This is a genomic window from Ensifer adhaerens (assembly GCF_028993555.1).
Lineage (GTDB): Bacteria > Pseudomonadota > Alphaproteobacteria > Rhizobiales > Rhizobiaceae > Ensifer > Ensifer adhaerens_I.
Map to the genome: position 1 here is coordinate 1,296,186 of NZ_CP118611.1, position 16,741 is coordinate 1,312,926.

Annotated in this window: 16 protein-coding genes; 12 read left to right on the plus strand and 4 right to left on the minus strand. The window is 62.4% G+C overall.

All coding sequences use genetic code 11. The features are described 5' to 3' along the window. Window positions 1-87 precede the first annotated feature (87 nt). Window positions 88-1,041: a LysR family transcriptional regulator gene (locus PWG15_RS26085; protein WP_275027030.1), complete on the plus strand. Its 954-nt coding sequence runs from the start codon at window positions 88-90 to the stop codon at window positions 1,039-1,041. Between the two features lie 95 nt (window positions 1,042-1,136). Beyond that, window positions 1,137-2,264, plus strand: a complete 1,128-nt coding sequence (locus PWG15_RS26090) for an NAD(P)/FAD-dependent oxidoreductase (RefSeq protein WP_275027031.1) — start codon at window positions 1,137-1,139, stop codon at window positions 2,262-2,264. A gap of 62 nt (window positions 2,265-2,326) precedes the next feature. On the opposite strand, the gene PWG15_RS26095 is transcribed toward PWG15_RS26090, so the two are convergent. Continuing rightward, window positions 2,327-3,058, minus strand: coding sequence for a GntR family transcriptional regulator (locus tag PWG15_RS26095; RefSeq protein ID WP_057249142.1), 732 nt, complete (start codon window positions 3,056-3,058; stop codon window positions 2,327-2,329). Between the two features lie 239 nt (window positions 3,059-3,297). Between PWG15_RS26095 and PWG15_RS26100 the strand changes: the two genes are divergently transcribed. Beyond that, window positions 3,298-4,311 carry an SIS domain-containing protein gene (locus tag PWG15_RS26100; protein ID WP_275027032.1) on the plus strand — a complete coding sequence of 338 codons (1,014 nt, stop codon included), beginning with the start codon at window positions 3,298-3,300 and terminating at the stop codon, window positions 4,309-4,311. Between the two features lie 85 nt (window positions 4,312-4,396). Further along, window positions 4,397-5,209: a PfkB family carbohydrate kinase gene (locus PWG15_RS26105; protein ID WP_275027033.1), complete on the plus strand. Its 813-nt coding sequence runs from the start codon at window positions 4,397-4,399 to the stop codon at window positions 5,207-5,209. A gap of 95 nt (window positions 5,210-5,304) precedes the next feature. On the opposite strand, the gene PWG15_RS26110 is transcribed toward PWG15_RS26105, so the two are convergent. From PWG15_RS26110 to PWG15_RS26120, 3 genes are all read right to left on the minus strand, one after another. Beyond that, complete coding sequence (locus PWG15_RS26110) at window positions 5,305-6,276, minus strand: amino acid ABC transporter permease (protein ID WP_275027034.1); 972 nt, start codon at window positions 6,274-6,276, stop codon at window positions 5,305-5,307. Window positions 6,277-6,293: 17 nt separating this feature from the next. Further along, the gene (locus PWG15_RS26115; RefSeq protein ID WP_275027035.1) at window positions 6,294-7,574 is read right to left on the minus strand and encodes an NAD(P)/FAD-dependent oxidoreductase; all 1,281 of its coding nucleotides are present in this window, start codon (window positions 7,572-7,574) and stop codon (window positions 6,294-6,296) included. Between the two features lie 73 nt (window positions 7,575-7,647). Beyond that, complete coding sequence (locus PWG15_RS26120; protein WP_275027037.1) at window positions 7,648-8,475, minus strand: transporter substrate-binding domain-containing protein; 828 nt, start codon at window positions 8,473-8,475, stop codon at window positions 7,648-7,650. A gap of 423 nt (window positions 8,476-8,898) precedes the next feature. Here PWG15_RS26120 and PWG15_RS26125 point away from each other — a divergent pair, with 423 nt between their 5' ends. The 8 genes from PWG15_RS26125 to phnN all read left to right on the plus strand — a co-directional run bounded on the left by PWG15_RS26125 (window position 8,899) and on the right by phnN (window position 16,601). Beyond that, a complete protein-coding gene (locus tag PWG15_RS26125; RefSeq protein ID WP_275027038.1) occupies window positions 8,899-9,282 on the plus strand; it encodes a YciI family protein in 384 nt (127 codons plus the stop codon). Between the two features lie 256 nt (window positions 9,283-9,538). After that, on the plus strand, window positions 9,539-10,381 hold the full coding sequence (phnC, locus tag PWG15_RS26130; protein ID WP_057249148.1) for a phosphonate ABC transporter ATP-binding protein: 843 nt from the start codon (window positions 9,539-9,541) through the stop codon (window positions 10,379-10,381). Window positions 10,382-10,467: 86 nt separating this feature from the next. Continuing rightward, complete coding sequence (gene phnD / locus PWG15_RS26135) at window positions 10,468-11,373, plus strand: phosphonate ABC transporter substrate-binding protein (protein ID WP_275027041.1); 906 nt, start codon at window positions 10,468-10,470, stop codon at window positions 11,371-11,373. A gap of 180 nt (window positions 11,374-11,553) precedes the next feature. Continuing rightward, window positions 11,554-12,516 (plus strand): phosphonate ABC transporter, permease protein PhnE, encoded by a 963-nt coding sequence (gene phnE / locus PWG15_RS26140; protein ID WP_275027043.1) that lies wholly within the window; start codon window positions 11,554-11,556, stop codon window positions 12,514-12,516. Window positions 12,517-12,525: 9 nt separating this feature from the next. Beyond that, window positions 12,526-14,043, plus strand: a complete 1,518-nt coding sequence (phnE, locus tag PWG15_RS26145; protein WP_275027044.1) for a phosphonate ABC transporter, permease protein PhnE — start codon at window positions 12,526-12,528, stop codon at window positions 14,041-14,043. Between the two features lie 125 nt (window positions 14,044-14,168). Further along, window positions 14,169-14,876: a DUF1045 domain-containing protein gene (locus PWG15_RS26150; RefSeq protein WP_275027045.1), complete on the plus strand. Its 708-nt coding sequence runs from the start codon at window positions 14,169-14,171 to the stop codon at window positions 14,874-14,876. A 1-nt stretch (window position 14,877) separates the two neighbouring features. Next, window positions 14,878-16,017, plus strand: coding sequence for an alpha-D-ribose 1-methylphosphonate 5-triphosphate diphosphatase (locus PWG15_RS26155; protein ID WP_275027047.1), 1,140 nt, complete (start codon window positions 14,878-14,880; stop codon window positions 16,015-16,017). Beyond that, window positions 16,014-16,601, plus strand: a complete 588-nt coding sequence (phnN, locus tag PWG15_RS26160; RefSeq protein ID WP_275027049.1) for a phosphonate metabolism protein/1,5-bisphosphokinase (PRPP-forming) PhnN — start codon at window positions 16,014-16,016, stop codon at window positions 16,599-16,601. Before PWG15_RS26155 ends, phnN begins: the two co-directional genes overlap by 4 nt. Window positions 16,602-16,741: the final 140 nt, after the last annotated feature.

Below are 16,741 nucleotides of genomic sequence, written 5' to 3' on the forward strand. Positions count from 1 at the left end.
ACAAGAACGGACGTCTTTCGCTCTGCCGGCCCCCATTGCAGAACGAAGGGCCAGTGCAACGCCAGAGATTAGAAGCAAGCCACAACCATGGCCAATGACCGCCTCGAACGCTTCGCGCACAATCTCGACTGGAATCTGCTGCGCACCTTCGTCGTGCTCGTCGAGGAAGGCAGCATCACGGCTGCCGCAAACCGGCTGCTCCTGCAGCAGCCAGCCGTCAGCATGGCGCTGAAGCGGCTGGAACAGACCGTCGGCCAGAAGCTCATCGACCGGCGCCCCGGGCGCTTCAATCTGACGGACGCCGGCGCCCGCCTGCATGCCCAGTGCCGCGACATCTTCGCCGCCGTGATCCGGCTGCCGAACGTTCTCGAAACCGCCGGCGAAGAAGTCACCGGCCACCTCAACATCCACTCCGTCAGCCACGCCCACAATCCCGCCTGGGACAGCAAGCTCGAAAGCTTCTTCCACCTGCACCCGAAGGTGACCCTGTCGGTCACAGTTGCGACGACCGTCGACGTCTTAAGCGCGGTCGAACGCAATGTTGCGACGATGGGCCTTTGCGACGGCAACATCCCCGACTGGCTCAACAAGCGCTTCCACGTGCGCGAGCGCTACGCCCTCTATTGCGGCCGAAGTCATCCGCTGTTCGGCGCCGAGGGCATCGATTTCAACGACCTCAGGGGCAATCCCTATATCGCCTTCATTGCCGACGTGCTGGGTGGCCAGCACATGAACTCTGTGACCGCGGTGCGCGCGGTCGGATCCTTCGGCCAGCAGGTCCGCGCCGTCTCCTGCAATGTCGAAGAGGTCATGCGGCTGATCATGTCCAATGTCGGTATCGGTATGCTTCCAGATCACCTGACGGCGCCGGCCGTTGCAGAAGGTCAGCTCTGGCAGCTACCGCCCTATGCCGATCTGCCCACCACCGATGTCTTCCGCATCTCGAACCCGAACGCGATCCTCAATCCGGCAGAGGCTGCTTTTCTGGCCCACGTCGCCGATACAGAACCACTCGACCACTGCCTTGTTGAGACCGCCTAACCATCATCATAATTGATAGCCGCCTTTCCGGTTATAAATTTGAACGCTGATGCTGGCTTGCCTATGGTCCCGCCAACAACCAACGGAGGCTGGGCATGCGGGACTACGATGTGGCAATCATTGGCGGCGGGATCGCCGGCCTGTCGCTCGCCTATTTCCTGGCGCCACATCGCTCCGTCGTGGTTATCGAGCGGGAGGACGGGCTCGGCTATCACAGCACCGGCCGCTCGGCAGCAGAGTTCGTGCTGCGCTACAACGCGCCGGAGGTCTGCGCGCTTGCGGCGATTTCCAAGTCCTTCTTTGACAATCCGCCTGAAGGGTTCTCCGAGGTGGCGCTCCTTAAACAGCGCGGCGGCGTCATGATTGCCAATGCCGAGAAGGCTGACCGCTTCGAAGAGGTGTTCATGGAGGAACAGCAGGCCAACGCCGAAATTCAGCGGCTGACGGTCGACGAAGTCATTGCACGGGTACCGATTCTCCGGCGCGACTATGTTGCCGCCGCCTACTATGATCCGCATTTCTGGGACATCGAGGTGGAAAACCTAGTCCAAGGTTACGTCCGGGGCGCCCGCCGTCACGGGGCAGCGATCATCGAACGATCGGACGTGATGACACCCCGTCAGGACGGTGATCGCTGGGTGCTCACGACAAGTGCCGGCGATGTCCGCGCAAGGACGATCGTCAACGCCGCCGGTGGCTGGGCTGATCCGGTTGCAGACCTGTTCGGCGTCGCCCCGGTCGGCATCGTGCCGCATCGCCGCACGGCGATCACCGTCGATCTCCCTGAAGGCATCGATGCGCTCACCTTGCCGGAGATCAACGAGATCGATGAAGATTTCTACATGAAGCCCGAAGGCGGGCGGCTGCTCGCCTCGCCGGCCGACGCCACACCTTGCGAGCCGGCCGACGTTCAGCCCGAGGAGATCGATGTCGCCTGGGCAGCGCACTACGTCGAAGAGGCAACGACCGTACCGATTCGCCGCATATTCAAGAGCTGGGCCGGCATGCGCAGCTTCTCGCCCGACAGGTTGCCGGTCATCGGCTTTGCCCGCGACCGGCCGGATTTCTTCTGGCTCGCCGGCCAGGGCGGCTACGGCATCCTCACTTCACCGGCGCTCGGCGCACTCGCCGCAAACCTCGTCATCGGTGCCGCGGCACCGGAAGGCTTCGGCGCAGTCAGTCTCGATCCCTCGAAATTCAGCCCGGCACGCCTGGAACAGTAACGAGGCCGCTCGCCCCCCAGGGTTCAATGTCGATTGCTGGCCGACCTCAAGCGTCGGCCGCATCACTTCCGCGCCAGGCTGAAGGAAAAGTGGCTGCCGCGGTGATAGTCGAGCGCGTAGACCACCGGCAATCCGGCCGCGTTGAAGCAGGTCTCGCGGATCAGCAGCGCTGGCCCGAAATCGCGCAAATCGTTGCGCTCCACCACATCATCAGGAAGCATGACGGCGGAGACAATCGCTGCCGACATCCTGGGCCTGCTCCGGTGCTGATCCAGCAGGTCGAGCAATGAACCTGTCCAATCGACATCATAGAGGCGCAAGGGGATGATGCTGCGCGGGATAAAGTCGACGCAATAGAGGATCGGCTCGTCCTTATGCAGGCGCAGCCTTTCGAGGCGGATCACCCGCTCACCCGGCTGGAGCCGCAACTGTTCAGCCGTGGTGGCGTCAGGTGCTTCTTCCGCAACGGAAAGAACCTTGTTGGCCGTGGCGTAGCCATAGTGCCGGGCCATGTCCGTGACGCTTTCAAAGACGGTGATCGGGCGATCGACCTGCACGGCGGACATGGCCGAGACGAAGCGTCCCCGACCGTGTTCGACATAGATGATGCTGTCCTGCTCCAAAAGCTTCAGCGCTTCACGCAGCGCAGGACGCGAGATCTTGAAGCGCTGTGTCAACTGCGCCTCGGTCGGCAGCTTGTCGCCGGGGTTGAGCCCTTCGTCACGAATCAGATCCGCGATGCGATCGCGAAGCTGAATGACCAGTGTGCGCGTATCACGAAGGGGTTCGTCCAATTCCTCTCACTCCGCTGAACAATCACAAAGATGTTCTTGTCTGACAAATTTCGGAAGGTCAAGCGCGCTCCCACTAGCCCGGATTTTGGCCCCTTCTCTGCGCGCGTCACGATGTGCAGCCGGACTAGAAAGTTATCGCCCTTGACACAGCTTCGCATTGTTGTCAGTTGTCTTACAACATTGAGAAGCGCGGCGGACACCGTGACCGCCGACCGAGGCAACCACCGGGAAAGCGTGTCATGCTGAACTTTGACGAACAGAGATTTCTTCGCATCCAATCGGGCGCGGTCGCGCTGCGCCAACAACTGGACGCCACCATCGCGGCCTGTCTCGCCGCCGGCGCGGAGAACATCTTTTTTGCAGGAACAGGAGGCGCCGCGATCCTGATGCAACCGGCGGCCCAGCTTCTTCAGCGCCAGTCCCGCTTTCCTGCCTTTGTCGACCTACCGGCGGAGCTCGTCCTTTCCGGATCGGCAAACCTGAATTCCAGGTCTATCGTGGTCATCCCCTCCCTCTCCGGCACGACGAAGGAAAGCGTGGCGCTGCTCGAGAAGGCAAAGGCGGTTGGCGCGACCGTACTGACTTTGGTCGGGCATCGGGACACGCCGCTCGGCCACGGCGGGGACCACGTCTTCGTCAACTTCGCCGAGGACGACACCTCCTGTGAGTCCTTCTATCTGCAATCGCTCTTCATCGCGCTTTCGATCATGCGTCACCGCGGGGAACTCGAAGGTTACGAACGGGTCGTGGGTGAGCTCGAAACCCTGCCGCAGGCGCTGCTTGAGGTGAAGCGGAACTTCGAAGCGCGGGCGGAGGATTTCGCGAAGGCTCTTGCCGGCTCGGACTATCACATCATCACCGGCGCCGGTAACGTTTGGCCGGAGGCCTTCTACTACGGCATGTGCATTCTCGAAGAGATGCAGTGGATCCGCACCCGACCGGTGCATGCCTCAGACTTCTTCCATGGAACGCTTGAACTGGTGGAACAGGGTGTCAGCGTCATCCTCTTCAAGGGCGAAGATGCGATGCGTCCGCTTGCCGAGCGCGTTCAGAACTTCGTGCCGGGCTACACGAACAAGCTCACCGTCCTCGACACGGCGGAGTTTGCCCTCCCCGGCCTCTCTCCCGACGTGCGGGGTCTCATCTCGCCGATCGTGCTTGCAACGGTGCTCGAGCGTATCAGCGCCCACCTTGAGGTCATGCGCAATCATCCGCTGACGACGCGGCGTTACTACAAGCGCGTTGCCTACTAAGCATTCCGGACGTAATCGTTCGCCCCACGGTCGCGGATGCGAAAAATGCGTTCGCGACCTTTCCATACGGCCGCCAGGAGACGCCATGACCACCTTCCGCCTTGCTGCTGTCGGCGACAATTGCATCGACCGTTTCCAGGCGCCCGTGGGGGAAACCTATGTTGGTGGCAACGCGATCAACGTTGCCGTCCAACTAGCGCGTCTGGGACACCAATCATTCTACTTCGGCGCCATCGGCCGTGACCGCGACGGGGCACAGGTGCGCCAGCTTCTCGCGCAGAACGACGTGCGGCTCGACGGCCTCAGGGAGCGAGACGTCAACACGGCCTATACCGACATCGGCATCACGCCGGATGGCGACCGTGTCTTCCTCTACGAGGATTTCGGCGCCTGTGCTGGCTACCACCCCGACTCGGACGACCTTGCTTTGCTGAAGACCATGGATCACGTGCATATCGGCTGGCTCGATGACGGCGGAGCGCTGCGCAGGGCGCTTGCAGCCGCGGGTGTCAGCGTCTCGCAGGATGTCTCCGTCAACGCCGCCCCCGCCGACCTGGGCGTAGAGGGCCTCGACATCGCCTTCGGGTCTGGCGGCGAAGGCGATAGGGACGCGGAACGGTTGGCCGAGGACTTCCTCTCTCGCCGCGCTCAACTCGCCGTCGTCACGCGGGGCGCGCTCGGCTCGTTCGCAAGTGACGGAAGCGAACTGGCGTCGACCGGTAGCCGTCCGGTGGATGTCGTCGACACCACGGGCGCGGGCGACAGCTTTATCGCCGGCTTCATTCTCGCTCATATTGAGGGCCGCCCGCTGATCGAGCGGCTGGAGGCGGGGCGCGACCTTGCCGCACGCACCTGCACCCATGTCGGCGGGTTCCCCCAGCAGCCCCAAGCTCTCTAACGGGATCAGCCCCGCCCTGCCCGGCCCAGTTCAAAAACGGGCCGGACAATTTGGCGGCGTCTTCGGGCTTTCCACCTCGAGAAACGCTTACATGCTTACCGAACGTCGAAGCGGCCGAAACGAGCTTCGACGCGCGACTGCAGGAATTCGAGACCGATCGACAGGATCCAGTAGATCATGGAGGCGGTGATCAGCATCTCTATGTGGCGGAACTCGGTTTGCCCCTGGGTACGCGCGAGATACATGATCTCCCAGACGCCGACGACCGAGACAAGCGACGAGTCCTTCAGCATGGCGATGAACTGGTTGCCGGTCGGCGGGATGATCACACGCATCGCCTGCGGCATGACCACCAGCGCCATCGTCTGGCTTGGGCTGAGGCCGAGCGCGGTCGCGCCTTCCGTCTGGCCGCGCGGAATGCTCTCGATGCCGGCGCGGAAGATCTCGGTCATGTAGGCGCCATAGCAGAGCGAAAGCGCCAGGATGCCGGCGGGCACCGCACCGATGACGTAGCCGACCTGCGGCAGGCCGAGATAGATGATGTAGATCTGCATCAACAGCGGCAGACCGCGGAAGAGCGAGGTGTAGAAGGTGGCAAGGCCGTAGATCACACCGTTCTTCGACAGCTTCGCGATTGCTCCGACCAACGCGATCAGGGTAGCGATCGCGATCGAGATCACCGAGATGTAGAGCGTCGTGACGACGCCTTGGGAAACCAGGTAGCCGATCTTCTTGGCGATGAAGGCGAAGGACAGATCGAACGAATAGAAGAACAGCATCAGCAGGACGAAGAGTTCGACCCAGACGCCGATCACCTGTCCGCTACGCGGCAATTGCCGCAAGGCCTTCCAGTTCGCTACCGCGATCAGGGCGACCATCAAGGCGCTGAGCAGACGGCCGAGCGTCGGGTTGGCTTCCAGCCAGCCCGTCGACGTCGGCAACAGGTGGCCGATCCAGGCGGGGCTGATGCCGAGCCCGTAGATGGCCAGCGTGACGAGCGCGAGCATGAGAAACATGCCGGACCGTCGTGCGACGTCCGGATAAGTGAGTATCAGACGACCAATCATCTCATCATCTCCGGCGTTCAGGCCGCGCGCTCGCGCCACCAGTCCTGTGCCTGCAGTTTCCAGTAGGTGAGTTGCGCGACCGCCAGCCCGGCGTAACCGCCGGCCCAGACCAGGCCGAACGGCCGGAAGAGCTTGTGGCGTTCGGACTGGCCGAGAATGCCTTCGGCAACGAGCTTGCCGCCGATCGCGGTCGTGTTGAGCCCATGACCGCCAAACGCGGTGCAGTGCCAGACACCGGGCCGCATCTCGCCGATCTGGGGCATCAGGTGGCGGGCGTAAGACATCAGGCCCGACCAGGCGAGTTCGGTCTTTAGACCTTTCAGCTGCGGGTAGGTGCCGGTCATCTCGCGGCGCAATTCGGCGGCAAGGGCGGCCGGCGAAGCTGCGCGGGTGGTGATGCGCCCGCCCCAGAGCAGCCGTTTGCCGCCATCGACCAAGCGGTAATAGTCCCCGGCGCGGCGGTTGTCGCCGATCGCGTCGCGGGTCGCGATGGCCGAGCGGATCAGGTCCGGCGCCTCTTCGCTCAGCATCACATAGGTGGCGATCGGCAGGAACGCACGCTGCAGCCGGCCATTGAGCGCGCCGGTGTAGCCGCCGGTCGTAAAGACGACCTGGCGCGCCTTGACGCGACCGCCGGTCGTCGACACCGTCTTTTCGGCACCGTCGAGCATGCTTGCCGTTGCTGCCGACCGCTCGTAGATCCGCCCTCCGAACCGCTCGATCTCTTCTGCCACAGCGCGAAGGTAGTTGAGCGGATGCATGTGAAAGGCCTTGGGGTCGCGCAGGCCCTGGAAGTAGCGCTTCGACTTCAGCACGGAGCGGACACGCTCGGTATCGAAGTATTCCAATTCATATCCGTAGTTTTGACGCATCGCCTCGGCATGTGCCTTCAAGCTGCCGCCGTCGTCATAGCGCAGCACACTTGTAATGCCGGGCTGCGCATGCGCGCTCTCGATCTTCAGCTCGGCGATCGTATCGCGGACAAAATCCACGCCCTCGATCGACAGGCGGTGGATCTGCCGTGCACCTTCGGCACCGGCCAGTCGAGCAATATTCTCGCTACCGGTCGCAAATCCGGGACTGACAAAGCCGCCATTTCGACCGGAAGCCCCGAAACCGACACTCTCGGCTTCGAGCACGACCACCGACTGCCCGGCGCGTGCAAGCTGAAGCGCCGTTGTCAGACCAGCGAGCCCGCCGCCGACCACGACCGTGTCACATTCGATAGTTTCCGAAAGCACTGGTCTGACCTTCCGGTCGACCATCGTATTCTTGTAGTAGGTATCGGGGTAGGACATGTTCTCTCGCCCTGCAGACAGCGATTAAGGATTGCGGGGCCGCACGAACTGCCGCCCCGCACACTTGTCCAGCTCAGTCGGCGCTGTAGTCCTTGCCGTACCACTTGGTGGTAAAGCTTGCGAGTGTGCCGTCTTTCTTCATCTCGGCGATGAGATCGCCGATCTTCTTTGTCCACTCGGGATCGGTCTTTTCCGCGATCACGACGAGCGGCTCCTTGAACGCGTATTCGCCGTCAAGCACCTTGAGCGGATAACCGTTCTTGATGGCGTTCAGCGCGGTCTGTTCCGGCGCAATGACCGCGTCAAGGCGCACGCCATTGCCGAGGCGCAGGTCGTCGAAGGGAAGCATGGAGTCGGCGAAGGTACGGATCTCGCCCGGTTCCACTTTGTATTCGATCGGCGGCAGTCCTGGCGCGTCGATTTCCAACTGACGGCGAATGAAATCTTCCGATGTCGTGGCCGTTTCAACGCCGATGACCTTCCCGTTGAGGTCCGCGACGGACTTCGCCTCACTGTCCTTGTGCAGCACGTAGACATAGGGGCTGTAGTAGTAGATACCGGCAAAGTCGATGACCTGGGCGCGCGCCTTGGTGGGGGTGACCGAACCGACGCCGACGTCATAGCGTCCCTGCCAGCGGCCGCCTGTCAACGTGGCCCAGTCCGGTGTCTCGAAGCTGACCTCGACGCCAAGGCGCTTTCCGATCTCGCGGGAGACATCGATGTCGAAGCCGACGAGCTGGTTGCTGTCGTCGAGAAAGCTCTGCGGCGGCCACCCGCTGTTGGTAGCAACCACCATCGCCTTCTTGCTCATGACACGATCGAGCGTCTCGCCTGCCTGTGCGGCGGTGGCGAGCGCCAACGCGGCAGCGCCGACGGCGAGCTGTAAAACCAGTTTCCTCACGCAGTCCTCCTGTTTGAACGTCAGCAATAATGGGTTCCCATTTATGTAAGATGTCTGACAACATAAGTTAGAAGAGATCGATAGAGACGAGTCAAGGGCGGAAGCGCGTCCACTCCATGAAACGAAGTGATGAGACCATGTGCCTGCGTGATGAATGAGCCAACGAAGCACACGACTGGATCGAGGCGCATTCACGCCGGCGAGACGCACTGGTCGCCGTGTGTGACCGTGACAAGTACGACACAAGGCGGCAGTCCCGGGCTGCGGAACTCAAAGGCGCCGTATCCGGACTACCGCCCGGACCTAGCGTGACGCCGCAGCATTCTGGGGGTGATTTCGGGCGTGGCGTTGAAACATGAACCTTGCCGCGCCGATTGAAGCCGCCGGCGAAACCTGACAGGAATACGTCCGGGAGGACGGTTCATGTATTACGCGATCTTGGCTTATCACACGGCAGGCGTCGTCGAATCCTGGAGCGAGGAGGAGGATGCGGCCCTGATGACCGATCTCCTCCGGGTTCATGATCACTTCGTTGAGCAAAAGTCATTCGGACCGGCGGCGCGGCTCGGGCCTACCGAAGGCGCGGTGACGCTAAGGGGCAGCGGCGAAGGCATCGTCACGGATGGCCCCTTCGCCGAGACCAAGGAGCAGCTTCTTGGCCTCTATGTCGTGGACTTCCCGACGATCGAGGCGGCCATCGCTGCAGCCCGCGACCTTAGGCGCAGCAATCCAACGGCGATCTACGAGATCCGACCGATCGCGCTCTATATTCCAGGAGCGACCTTGGAGCCCGGCCCGCAGCGCTAGGGATCACGCGGCTGTATGCGTCGGCAAAGCTGTCCGTTGACGGGCGTATCCGGCCAAATTTCGAGCTGGCAATACCGTGAAAGGTAACCATTCGGCCATCTGCCGGAGCCGATGCTGTTCACTTTTGATTAACCCAGCCCGTGCGGGTGTGAACTGTAACAGAACTTACAACAAACTGACATTTCGCTTTCATGAAGCGCCGATATGGCAGGTGTCATACCGATGACCGGTCTCCCCGAAAGAGGACCTGCTAGAAATGTTTCAGTTGAAGAGTGTAACCCGCCAGTTCGGCAAGAAGACAGCCGTGAGTTCGGTTACCTTCGACATCCCCCAGGGTCAGATGGTCGGCGTGATCGGCCGCTCGGGCGCCGGCAAGTCGACGCTTCTGCGCATGATCAACCGCCTCGTCGATCTGTCTTCAGGCTCGATCGTCTATGACGGCGCGGAAGTGTCGTCACTTCGCGGTGCTGCGCTTCGCAACTGGCAACGCGATTGCGCGATGATCTTCCAGCAGTTCAACCTGGTGCCACGTCTCGACGTTCTCACCAACGTTTTGCTCGGCCGCCTCAATCATCGCTCGACGGTGCTCAGCATCCTCAACATGTTTACCCGCGAAGAGCGGATCATGGCGATCGGCGCACTCGAGCGCCTCGGCATCGAACAGACCGCACTTCAGCCGGCGGGCACGCTTTCCGGCGGCCAGCAGCAGCGCGTCGCGATCGCCCGCGCCCTGATGCAGCAACCGAAGGTGCTGCTTGCCGACGAGCCGATCGCCTCGCTCGACCCGCTCAACGCCAAGATCGTCATGGACGCGCTGCGCGACATCAACGAGCGCGACGGCATCACGGTCATCACCAACCTTCACACGCTCGATACGGCGCGCAACTACTGCGAACGCATCATCGGCATGGCGCATGGTCGCGTCGTTTTCGACGGCCAGCCCAAGGATCTGACGGCGGCAGCGGTTGCCGAGATCTACGGCGCCGACACGGGCATCGAGGAATCGATGACCTCCACCAGCATCAACATTCCGGCGGCCGAACCGCAGGAAGAAACGGCATCGGCCGGCCTCAAGCCGCTGGCACTGGCCGGCATCTGACGCCCGCCACGATCGAAAGCCCGCGTCAAGGGCACCTCTTTGAAACCGAATAGGATCCGGCCGAGCCGGACATACGGGAGAACCTTATGCTGAAGAAAGCTCTTCTGGGCGCCGTCGCGCTCCTCGCCCTTATCGGCCACGCCCAGGCTGAAGACCTCAAGGAGTTCCGCATCGGCATCCTCGGCGGCGAAAACGAAGCCGACCGCCTGCGCAACTTCCAGTGCCTCGTCGACAAGCTCCCGGCTGCCATCGGCGTCGAGAAGGTCTCGCTGTTCCCGGCTGCCGACTATGACGGCGTAATCCAGGGCCTGCTCGGCGGCACGCTCGACTACGCCGAACTCGGCGCTTCCGGCTACGCCAAGATCTACCTCGCCAAGGCCGACGCCGTCGAGCCGATCCTGACGACCGTCCAGACCGACGGTTCGACCGGCTACCACTCGATCATGGTCGCCCGCAAGGATTCCGGCATCACCAAGCTCGAAGACCTGAAGGGCAAGAAGCTCGGCTTCGCCGATCCGGACTCGACCTCGGGCTACCTCGTACCGCTCGTCACCCTGCCGGAAGCCATCGGCGCCCCGGTCAAGGAATTCTTCGGTGAAACCGGCTTCGGCGGCGGTCACGAAAACCTCGTCCTCGAAGTCGTCAAGGGCACCTTCGATGCCGGCACGACCTTCGGCTCGGGCGTCGGCGAATTCAAGGACGGCTACACCTCGGGCAACCTGAAGAAGATGGTCGACAAGGGCATCCTCGACATGAACGACCTCGTCGAACTCTGGAAGTCGCCGCTGATCCCGAACGGCCCGATCGTCGTGCGCACCTCGATGAACGACGACATGAAGGCAAAGTTCAAGCAGTTCATGCTCGACCTGCCGAAGACCGACGCAGCCTGCTTCTCGGCTATCCAGGGCGGTGATTTCACCGGCTTCACCGAAGTCAACTCGGATTTCTACAAGCCGATCATCGACGCCCGCAAGGCAACGATCGGCGGCTGATAGATCGCATCACGAGGGAACGCTGGCCGCCCAAACGGCCAGCGTTTCACTGTTTGAAGGGGTGCCAGGCACGCGCTCCTGGAACATCTTTATCGTTTTGTTTTCACGCATTTCCGGACGGAAAGCCGCTTCGTGCTTTTCCTTGAAATGCCATAGAGGCCGGCGCGAGCCGGAACGGTCATGGCAACTTCCCTGCTCCCGCGGCATCTGAGCGACAACGGCGCCGTCATCGAGCGCCATTGGCAGGAACTGAGTTCCCGCCGCCGGCTTTACTCCTGGCTCGGCTTCGGCGTTCTCTTCCTGGCGCTTTCGGGCTCGCTCTGGTTCGCCAACGATTCCAACGCCGGCAAGTTCTTCGATCGCCTGCCGCATTTCTTCGACTTCGTCGGCGATCTCGCCCCGCGCGACGGCCTGGAAATCTTCCGCGCCATGTTCGACCTGCCCTCGCCCTATGACGACGGCAGCTTCAAGTACAACTACCCCGAAGGCCGGCTATACCTGACCGAGAGCCTTTACATTCCCGAATACGTGCACAAGATGCTGGAGACCGTGAACATCGCGATCTTCTCCACCGTCATCGGCACGGCACTCGGCTTCGTGCTCTGCTTCCTCGCCGCGCGCAACCTGATGCCCAATCCGTGGATCCGCGGCCTTGTTCGCCGCATCATGGAGATCCTGCGCGCCTTTCCGGAAGTGGTGATTGCCGGCTTCTTCCTGGCCATCCTCTCGCTCGGCCCCATTCCCGCAATTGCAGCGGTCTCGATCCACACGGTCGGCGCGCTCGGCAAGCTCTTCTACGAAGTGGTCGAGAACGCAGACATGAAGCCGGATGAAGGCCTGCGTGCCGCTGGTGGCAACTGGATCGAGCGTGTCTGGTTCGGCATGGTGCCGCAGGTTCTTCCCAACTTCACCAGCTACTTCCTCTTGCGTCTCGAAATCAACGTGCGCGCCTCGACCATCATCGGCGCTGTTGGCGGCGGTGGCATCGGCGAGCTGCTGCGCCTTTCGATCGGCCAGGGCCACCAGGCCAAGACCCTTGCGATCGTCATCCTGCTGTTCGCGACCATTTTCGCCGTCGACCAGTTTTCCGCCTGGCTTCGCCGCCGCCTCGTCGGCGAGCAGGCCTTCCAGCTTGCCCAGTAGGTGCGCGCCATGACCACGACCACACGACTGAGCCCGATGGAGACGGACGCGATCGCGAGCCGCCATCCCGAGCTCCTGAAATCCTCCACCTCCAAGCGTGTACGCACAGCAACGATCGCCGGCGGCGTCGTCGCCTATCTCATCTTCAGCTGGTGGTTCTTCTCGATCGGTCATGTGCTCGGCAACGCCAATTGGGGTATCGCCGGCACCTACCTCGCCGATTGGGTGTCCTATGAGGTTCGCCCCGAGATCCACGTCGCTCCCGACCGGACGATGAGCCTCAACTATCAGCGCAATTCGCCGCTCGGCCGCAACCCCAACCCCGACTGGGTGGAACTCGACAGGGAGACGGTAACGCGAAGGGTCGAGGTCCCGGCGTCGGTCGTACAGACCGCCAAACCGAAGGCGAGTTCGTCCTTCAGCTTCATGACGCCGGGCGCAGCACTTGGGGGAACCGCCACGGCCCAAGCCGAGAGCCGGGTCGAAACCCGTACGGAAGAGGTGCTGACCCGTGTGGTCGTCACGTACGACCGCTCGACGCGGATCGAGATTGCCGATGGCCTGGTGAAGGCAACACATGCGGGCGATACACTGGTGATGGCCGTAGACGGCACCGACACGGTGACGCCGCAGGGAGCACTGCCCGGCTGGGCGACGCAGAAGCGTCCCGGCGAGAAGATCGTGCTCGCATTCGGCGCCACCGGCTGGGCCGAAGTCGAAGGCGACGAGGTCTCCGTCCGCAACCGCTTCTTCGGCTGGGCGAACTTCCTCTTCGACACCAACTCGCCCTTCTTCGGCAAGAGCTATGGCGAGGTCGCCTCACTGATCACCTCGGGCGAGCGGATCGATCCCGCCCGATCGAACCTTTCGCTCGCCTGGAACAACATTCTCTACAATGCCGAGTGGCAACATCTGGACGTCTGGACGAAGCTCTTGCAAACAGTCGTCATGGCTTTCGTCGGCACGCTCTTTGCGTCGCTGATCGCCTTCCCGCTCTGCTTCCTCGCGGCCCGCAACATCACCCCGAGCTTCATGACCAACCAGTTGGTCAAGCGGTTCTTCGACTTTCTGCGGTCGGTGGACATGTTCATCTGGGCGCTGTTCTTCACCCGTGCCTTCGGCCCCGGACCGCTTGCCGGTATCTCCGCGATCTTCTTCACCGATACCGGCACACTCGGAAAGCTCTACTCCGAAGCGCTGGAGAACATCGACGACAAGCAGCGCGAAGGCGTCAAGTCCGTGGGTGCGGCACCGCTCGCCGTGCAGCGCTTCGGTGTGCTGCCGCAGGTACTGCCGGTCTTTGCCAGCCAGGCGCTCTATTTCTGGGAATCGAACACCCGTTCGGCGACGATCATCGGCGCTGTCGGCGCGGGCGGTATCGGCCTCAAGCTCTGGGAAGCAATGCGAACCAATTCCGATTGGGAAAATGTCGCCTACATGGTGCTTCTGATCTTGCTGGTTGTCTTTATTTTCGACAGCATCTCGAACGCGTGCCGTTCGCGACTGATCGGGCGCAAAGGTCACTGACCAGAAGCGTGAATTGCGCGCCTGCTATCATGATGTTGTCATGGAAATCGGCTAGCTGCGCATCGCATCCCGCAAACAATCGACCCGCCGCATGGCGGGCCGGTCGCTACAAGAAAGTGAAGTCCGTGCGTTATGCAATCTATTTCGCGCCGCCGGCGGACGACCGGCTGTCGCAGGTCGCGTCCCGTTGGCTCGGCCGTGACGCCTTTACAGGCGAACACCTCGATCCTGCACCGATCGCGGGGATCGACAAGGAGCGGCTGCACGCACTGACGGCCGATCCGCGGCGCTACGGCTTCCACGGCACGCTAAAGGCGCCTTTCGAGCTTGCCGAGGGGCGCGACGAAGAGGAACTGCTGAGCATCTTCGAATGCTTCGCGGCCGACCTCGATCCGTTCGAAATCCCCGAGATCGTTCTGCACCAGCTCGGCCCATTCTTTGCACTGGTGCCTTCCGCCCCCTCGGCCGACCTGCAGGATCTGGCGGAGGATGCGGTTCATCGCTTCGACCCGTTCCGCGCTCCGCTATCCGACGCAGACTTCGCCCGCCGCAAACCGGAAACCTTGCCAGTGCGGCAGCGGCAGTACTTGAGAGAATGGGGCTATCCCTATGTATTCGAAGAATTTCAGTTCCATCTGACCTTGACGGGCCCCGTGCCTGCCGAGACCGCAGGCGTCATGCGCACCGCGCTCGAAACCACCTTCGCCGAGCATATCGGCACACCCCTTCACGTAACGTCAGTCGCGCTCTTCGTCGAACCTGAGCGCGGCGCCCCCTTTACTGTCCGCTCCCTGCTGCCGCTCGGCAGCGACACCCAACGAAAGATCGCATGAGATGAGCAAAGAACAGGTTTTGACCAACGCCCGCATCGTTCTCGAGGACAGTATCCTCGACGGTTCGGTGCTGATCCGCGACGGCAAGGTTGCCGATATTTCGAAGGGAACAGTTGCGAACGGTGAGGACTTCGAAGGCGACTTTCTGATCCCTGGCCTGATCGAACTGCACACCGATCACCTGGAAGCCCACTACTCGCCGCGTCCTGGGGTGCGCTGGCTGAAGATCGCGGCGATCCAGGCGCATGACGCACAGGTCGTGACCTCGGGCATCACCACGGTGTTCGACTGCCTCCGTCTCGGCTCCGACGAGGACGGCGGCTTCCAGAAGGGCGAAATGCGCAGCATGGCCGACGCCCTGGCGCAGGCCAAGGAAGAAGGCCGCTTGCGCGCCGACCACCTGATCCACCTCCGCTGCGAGGTCTCCACCTCCGACGTGCTCGACCACTACGAGGACTTCCAGAACGACCCGCAGGTCAAGCTCGTCTCGCTGATGGATCATGCTCCCGGCCAGCGTCAGTTCCAGACGATGGACCAGTACACGCTCTACTACAAATCCAAGCGCGGCCTGTCGGACGCCGAATTCGAAAAATTCGTCGAACGTCAGCAGGCGCTGTCGGCACGGTATGCCGCTCCGCACCGCGACGCGCTTGCCAAAGCCTGCGCCGAGCGCGGCATCACGATCGCCAGCCATGACGACGCGACGATCGCCCATGTCGACGAATCGATCGGCTACGGCATCAAGCTCGCGGAGTTCCCGACGAGCTTCGAAGCCGCCGAAGCCTCGCACCGGGCGGGCTTGAGCGTGCTCATGGGGGCGCCGAACATCGTTCGCGGCAAGTCGCACTCCGGCAACATCGCCGCCCGCGACCTGGCGGAGCGCGGCGTTCTCGACGTGCTGTCGTCGGACTATGTGCCCTTCAGCCTGATCCACGCGCCGTTCGTCCTTTCCGACGAACTGGAAGCCATCGACCTACCGAAGGCGATTGCGATGGTGACCTCGACACCGGCCCGCACTGTCGGCCTTGACGACCGCGGCCGCGTCGCGATCGGCCTGCGCGCCGATATCGCCCGCGTGCACCGCAAAGAAGGCATTCCGGTCGTGCGCTCCGTCTGGCGCGAAGGACGGCGTGTCGCATGAGCGCGAGTGAACGGGGTTCAGGTGCGCTCGTCGTCGTCGTCGGACCAAGCGGTGCCGGCAAGGACAGCGTCATGGGCTTTGCTGCCCGGCATTTCGCCGACTGTCACGACGTGCATTTCGTCCGACGCGTCATCACCCGGCCCTCGGATGCCGGTGGCGAGGTGCATGAAAGCGTCTCGGAAGACGAATTCGTCGACATGCAGAAGGATGGCGCCTTCGCGGTCTTCTGGGACGCGCACGGTCTGAAATACGGCATCCCCTCCGTGGTGTTACATAATGTCCGGAACGGCATGACGGCGATCGTCAACGGCAGCCGCGGTGCCTTGCCAGCGTTCCGGGATGCTTTCGGCGAGATCGCTGTCGTCGTCATCACCGCCGAGGCACCGGTTCTGGCAAAGCGCCTTGCCGAACGTGGCCGGGAGAGTGAGGAACAGGTTCTGCGGCGGCTTAGCCGCCAGGCCCCCGACGTCACGTCGGGGCCTGGCGTCAGTATCATCGACAACAGCGGAAAGCTTGAGATCGCCGGCAATCGTTTCGTCGAGCTCGTCGAGCGCCTGCGCGTCAAGGCGGACCACGCAGCTTAGCCTTATCCATTTCGGCCTCGGCAGGACTTCGAGTCGGAAGCAAGCGTCGTGATTGCCCTTGCCAGCTGACATAGATGGCGGCCCCAGACCTCAGGTTTGGGGCCTTTCTTTATGCGTGCCTTCAAGACGAAGGGACGGTC

Excerpts from the sequence above, each read along its gene's own strand:
- phnD (WP_275027041.1), top strand. The coding sequence starts at position 10,468 with ATGCTGAAGAAAGCTCTTCTGGGCGCCGTCGCGCTCCTCGCCCTTATC.
- PWG15_RS26090 (WP_275027031.1), top strand. The coding sequence starts at position 1,137 with ATGCGGGACTACGATGTGGCAATCATTGGCGGCGGGATCGCCGGCCTG.
- PWG15_RS26085 (WP_275027030.1), top strand. The coding sequence starts at position 88 with ATGGCCAATGACCGCCTCGAACGCTTCGCGCACAATCTCGACTGGAAT.
- PWG15_RS26105 (WP_275027033.1), top strand. The coding sequence starts at position 4,397 with ATGACCACCTTCCGCCTTGCTGCTGTCGGCGACAATTGCATCGACCGT.
- PWG15_RS26115 (WP_275027035.1), bottom strand. The coding sequence starts at position 7,574 with ATGTCCTACCCCGATACCTACTACAAGAATACGATGGTCGACCGGAAG.
- phnN (WP_275027049.1), top strand. The coding sequence starts at position 16,014 with ATGAGCGCGAGTGAACGGGGTTCAGGTGCGCTCGTCGTCGTCGTCGGA.
- PWG15_RS26100 (WP_275027032.1), top strand. The coding sequence starts at position 3,298 with ATGCTGAACTTTGACGAACAGAGATTTCTTCGCATCCAATCGGGCGCG.
- PWG15_RS26110 (WP_275027034.1), bottom strand. The coding sequence starts at position 6,276 with ATGATTGGTCGTCTGATACTCACTTATCCGGACGTCGCACGACGGTCC.
- PWG15_RS26155 (WP_275027047.1), top strand. The coding sequence starts at position 14,878 with ATGAGCAAAGAACAGGTTTTGACCAACGCCCGCATCGTTCTCGAGGAC.
- phnE (WP_275027044.1), top strand. The coding sequence starts at position 12,526 with ATGACCACGACCACACGACTGAGCCCGATGGAGACGGACGCGATCGCG.
- phnE (WP_275027043.1), top strand. The coding sequence starts at position 11,554 with ATGGCAACTTCCCTGCTCCCGCGGCATCTGAGCGACAACGGCGCCGTC.
- phnC (WP_057249148.1), top strand. The coding sequence starts at position 9,539 with ATGTTTCAGTTGAAGAGTGTAACCCGCCAGTTCGGCAAGAAGACAGCC.
- PWG15_RS26125 (WP_275027038.1), top strand. The coding sequence starts at position 8,899 with ATGTATTACGCGATCTTGGCTTATCACACGGCAGGCGTCGTCGAATCC.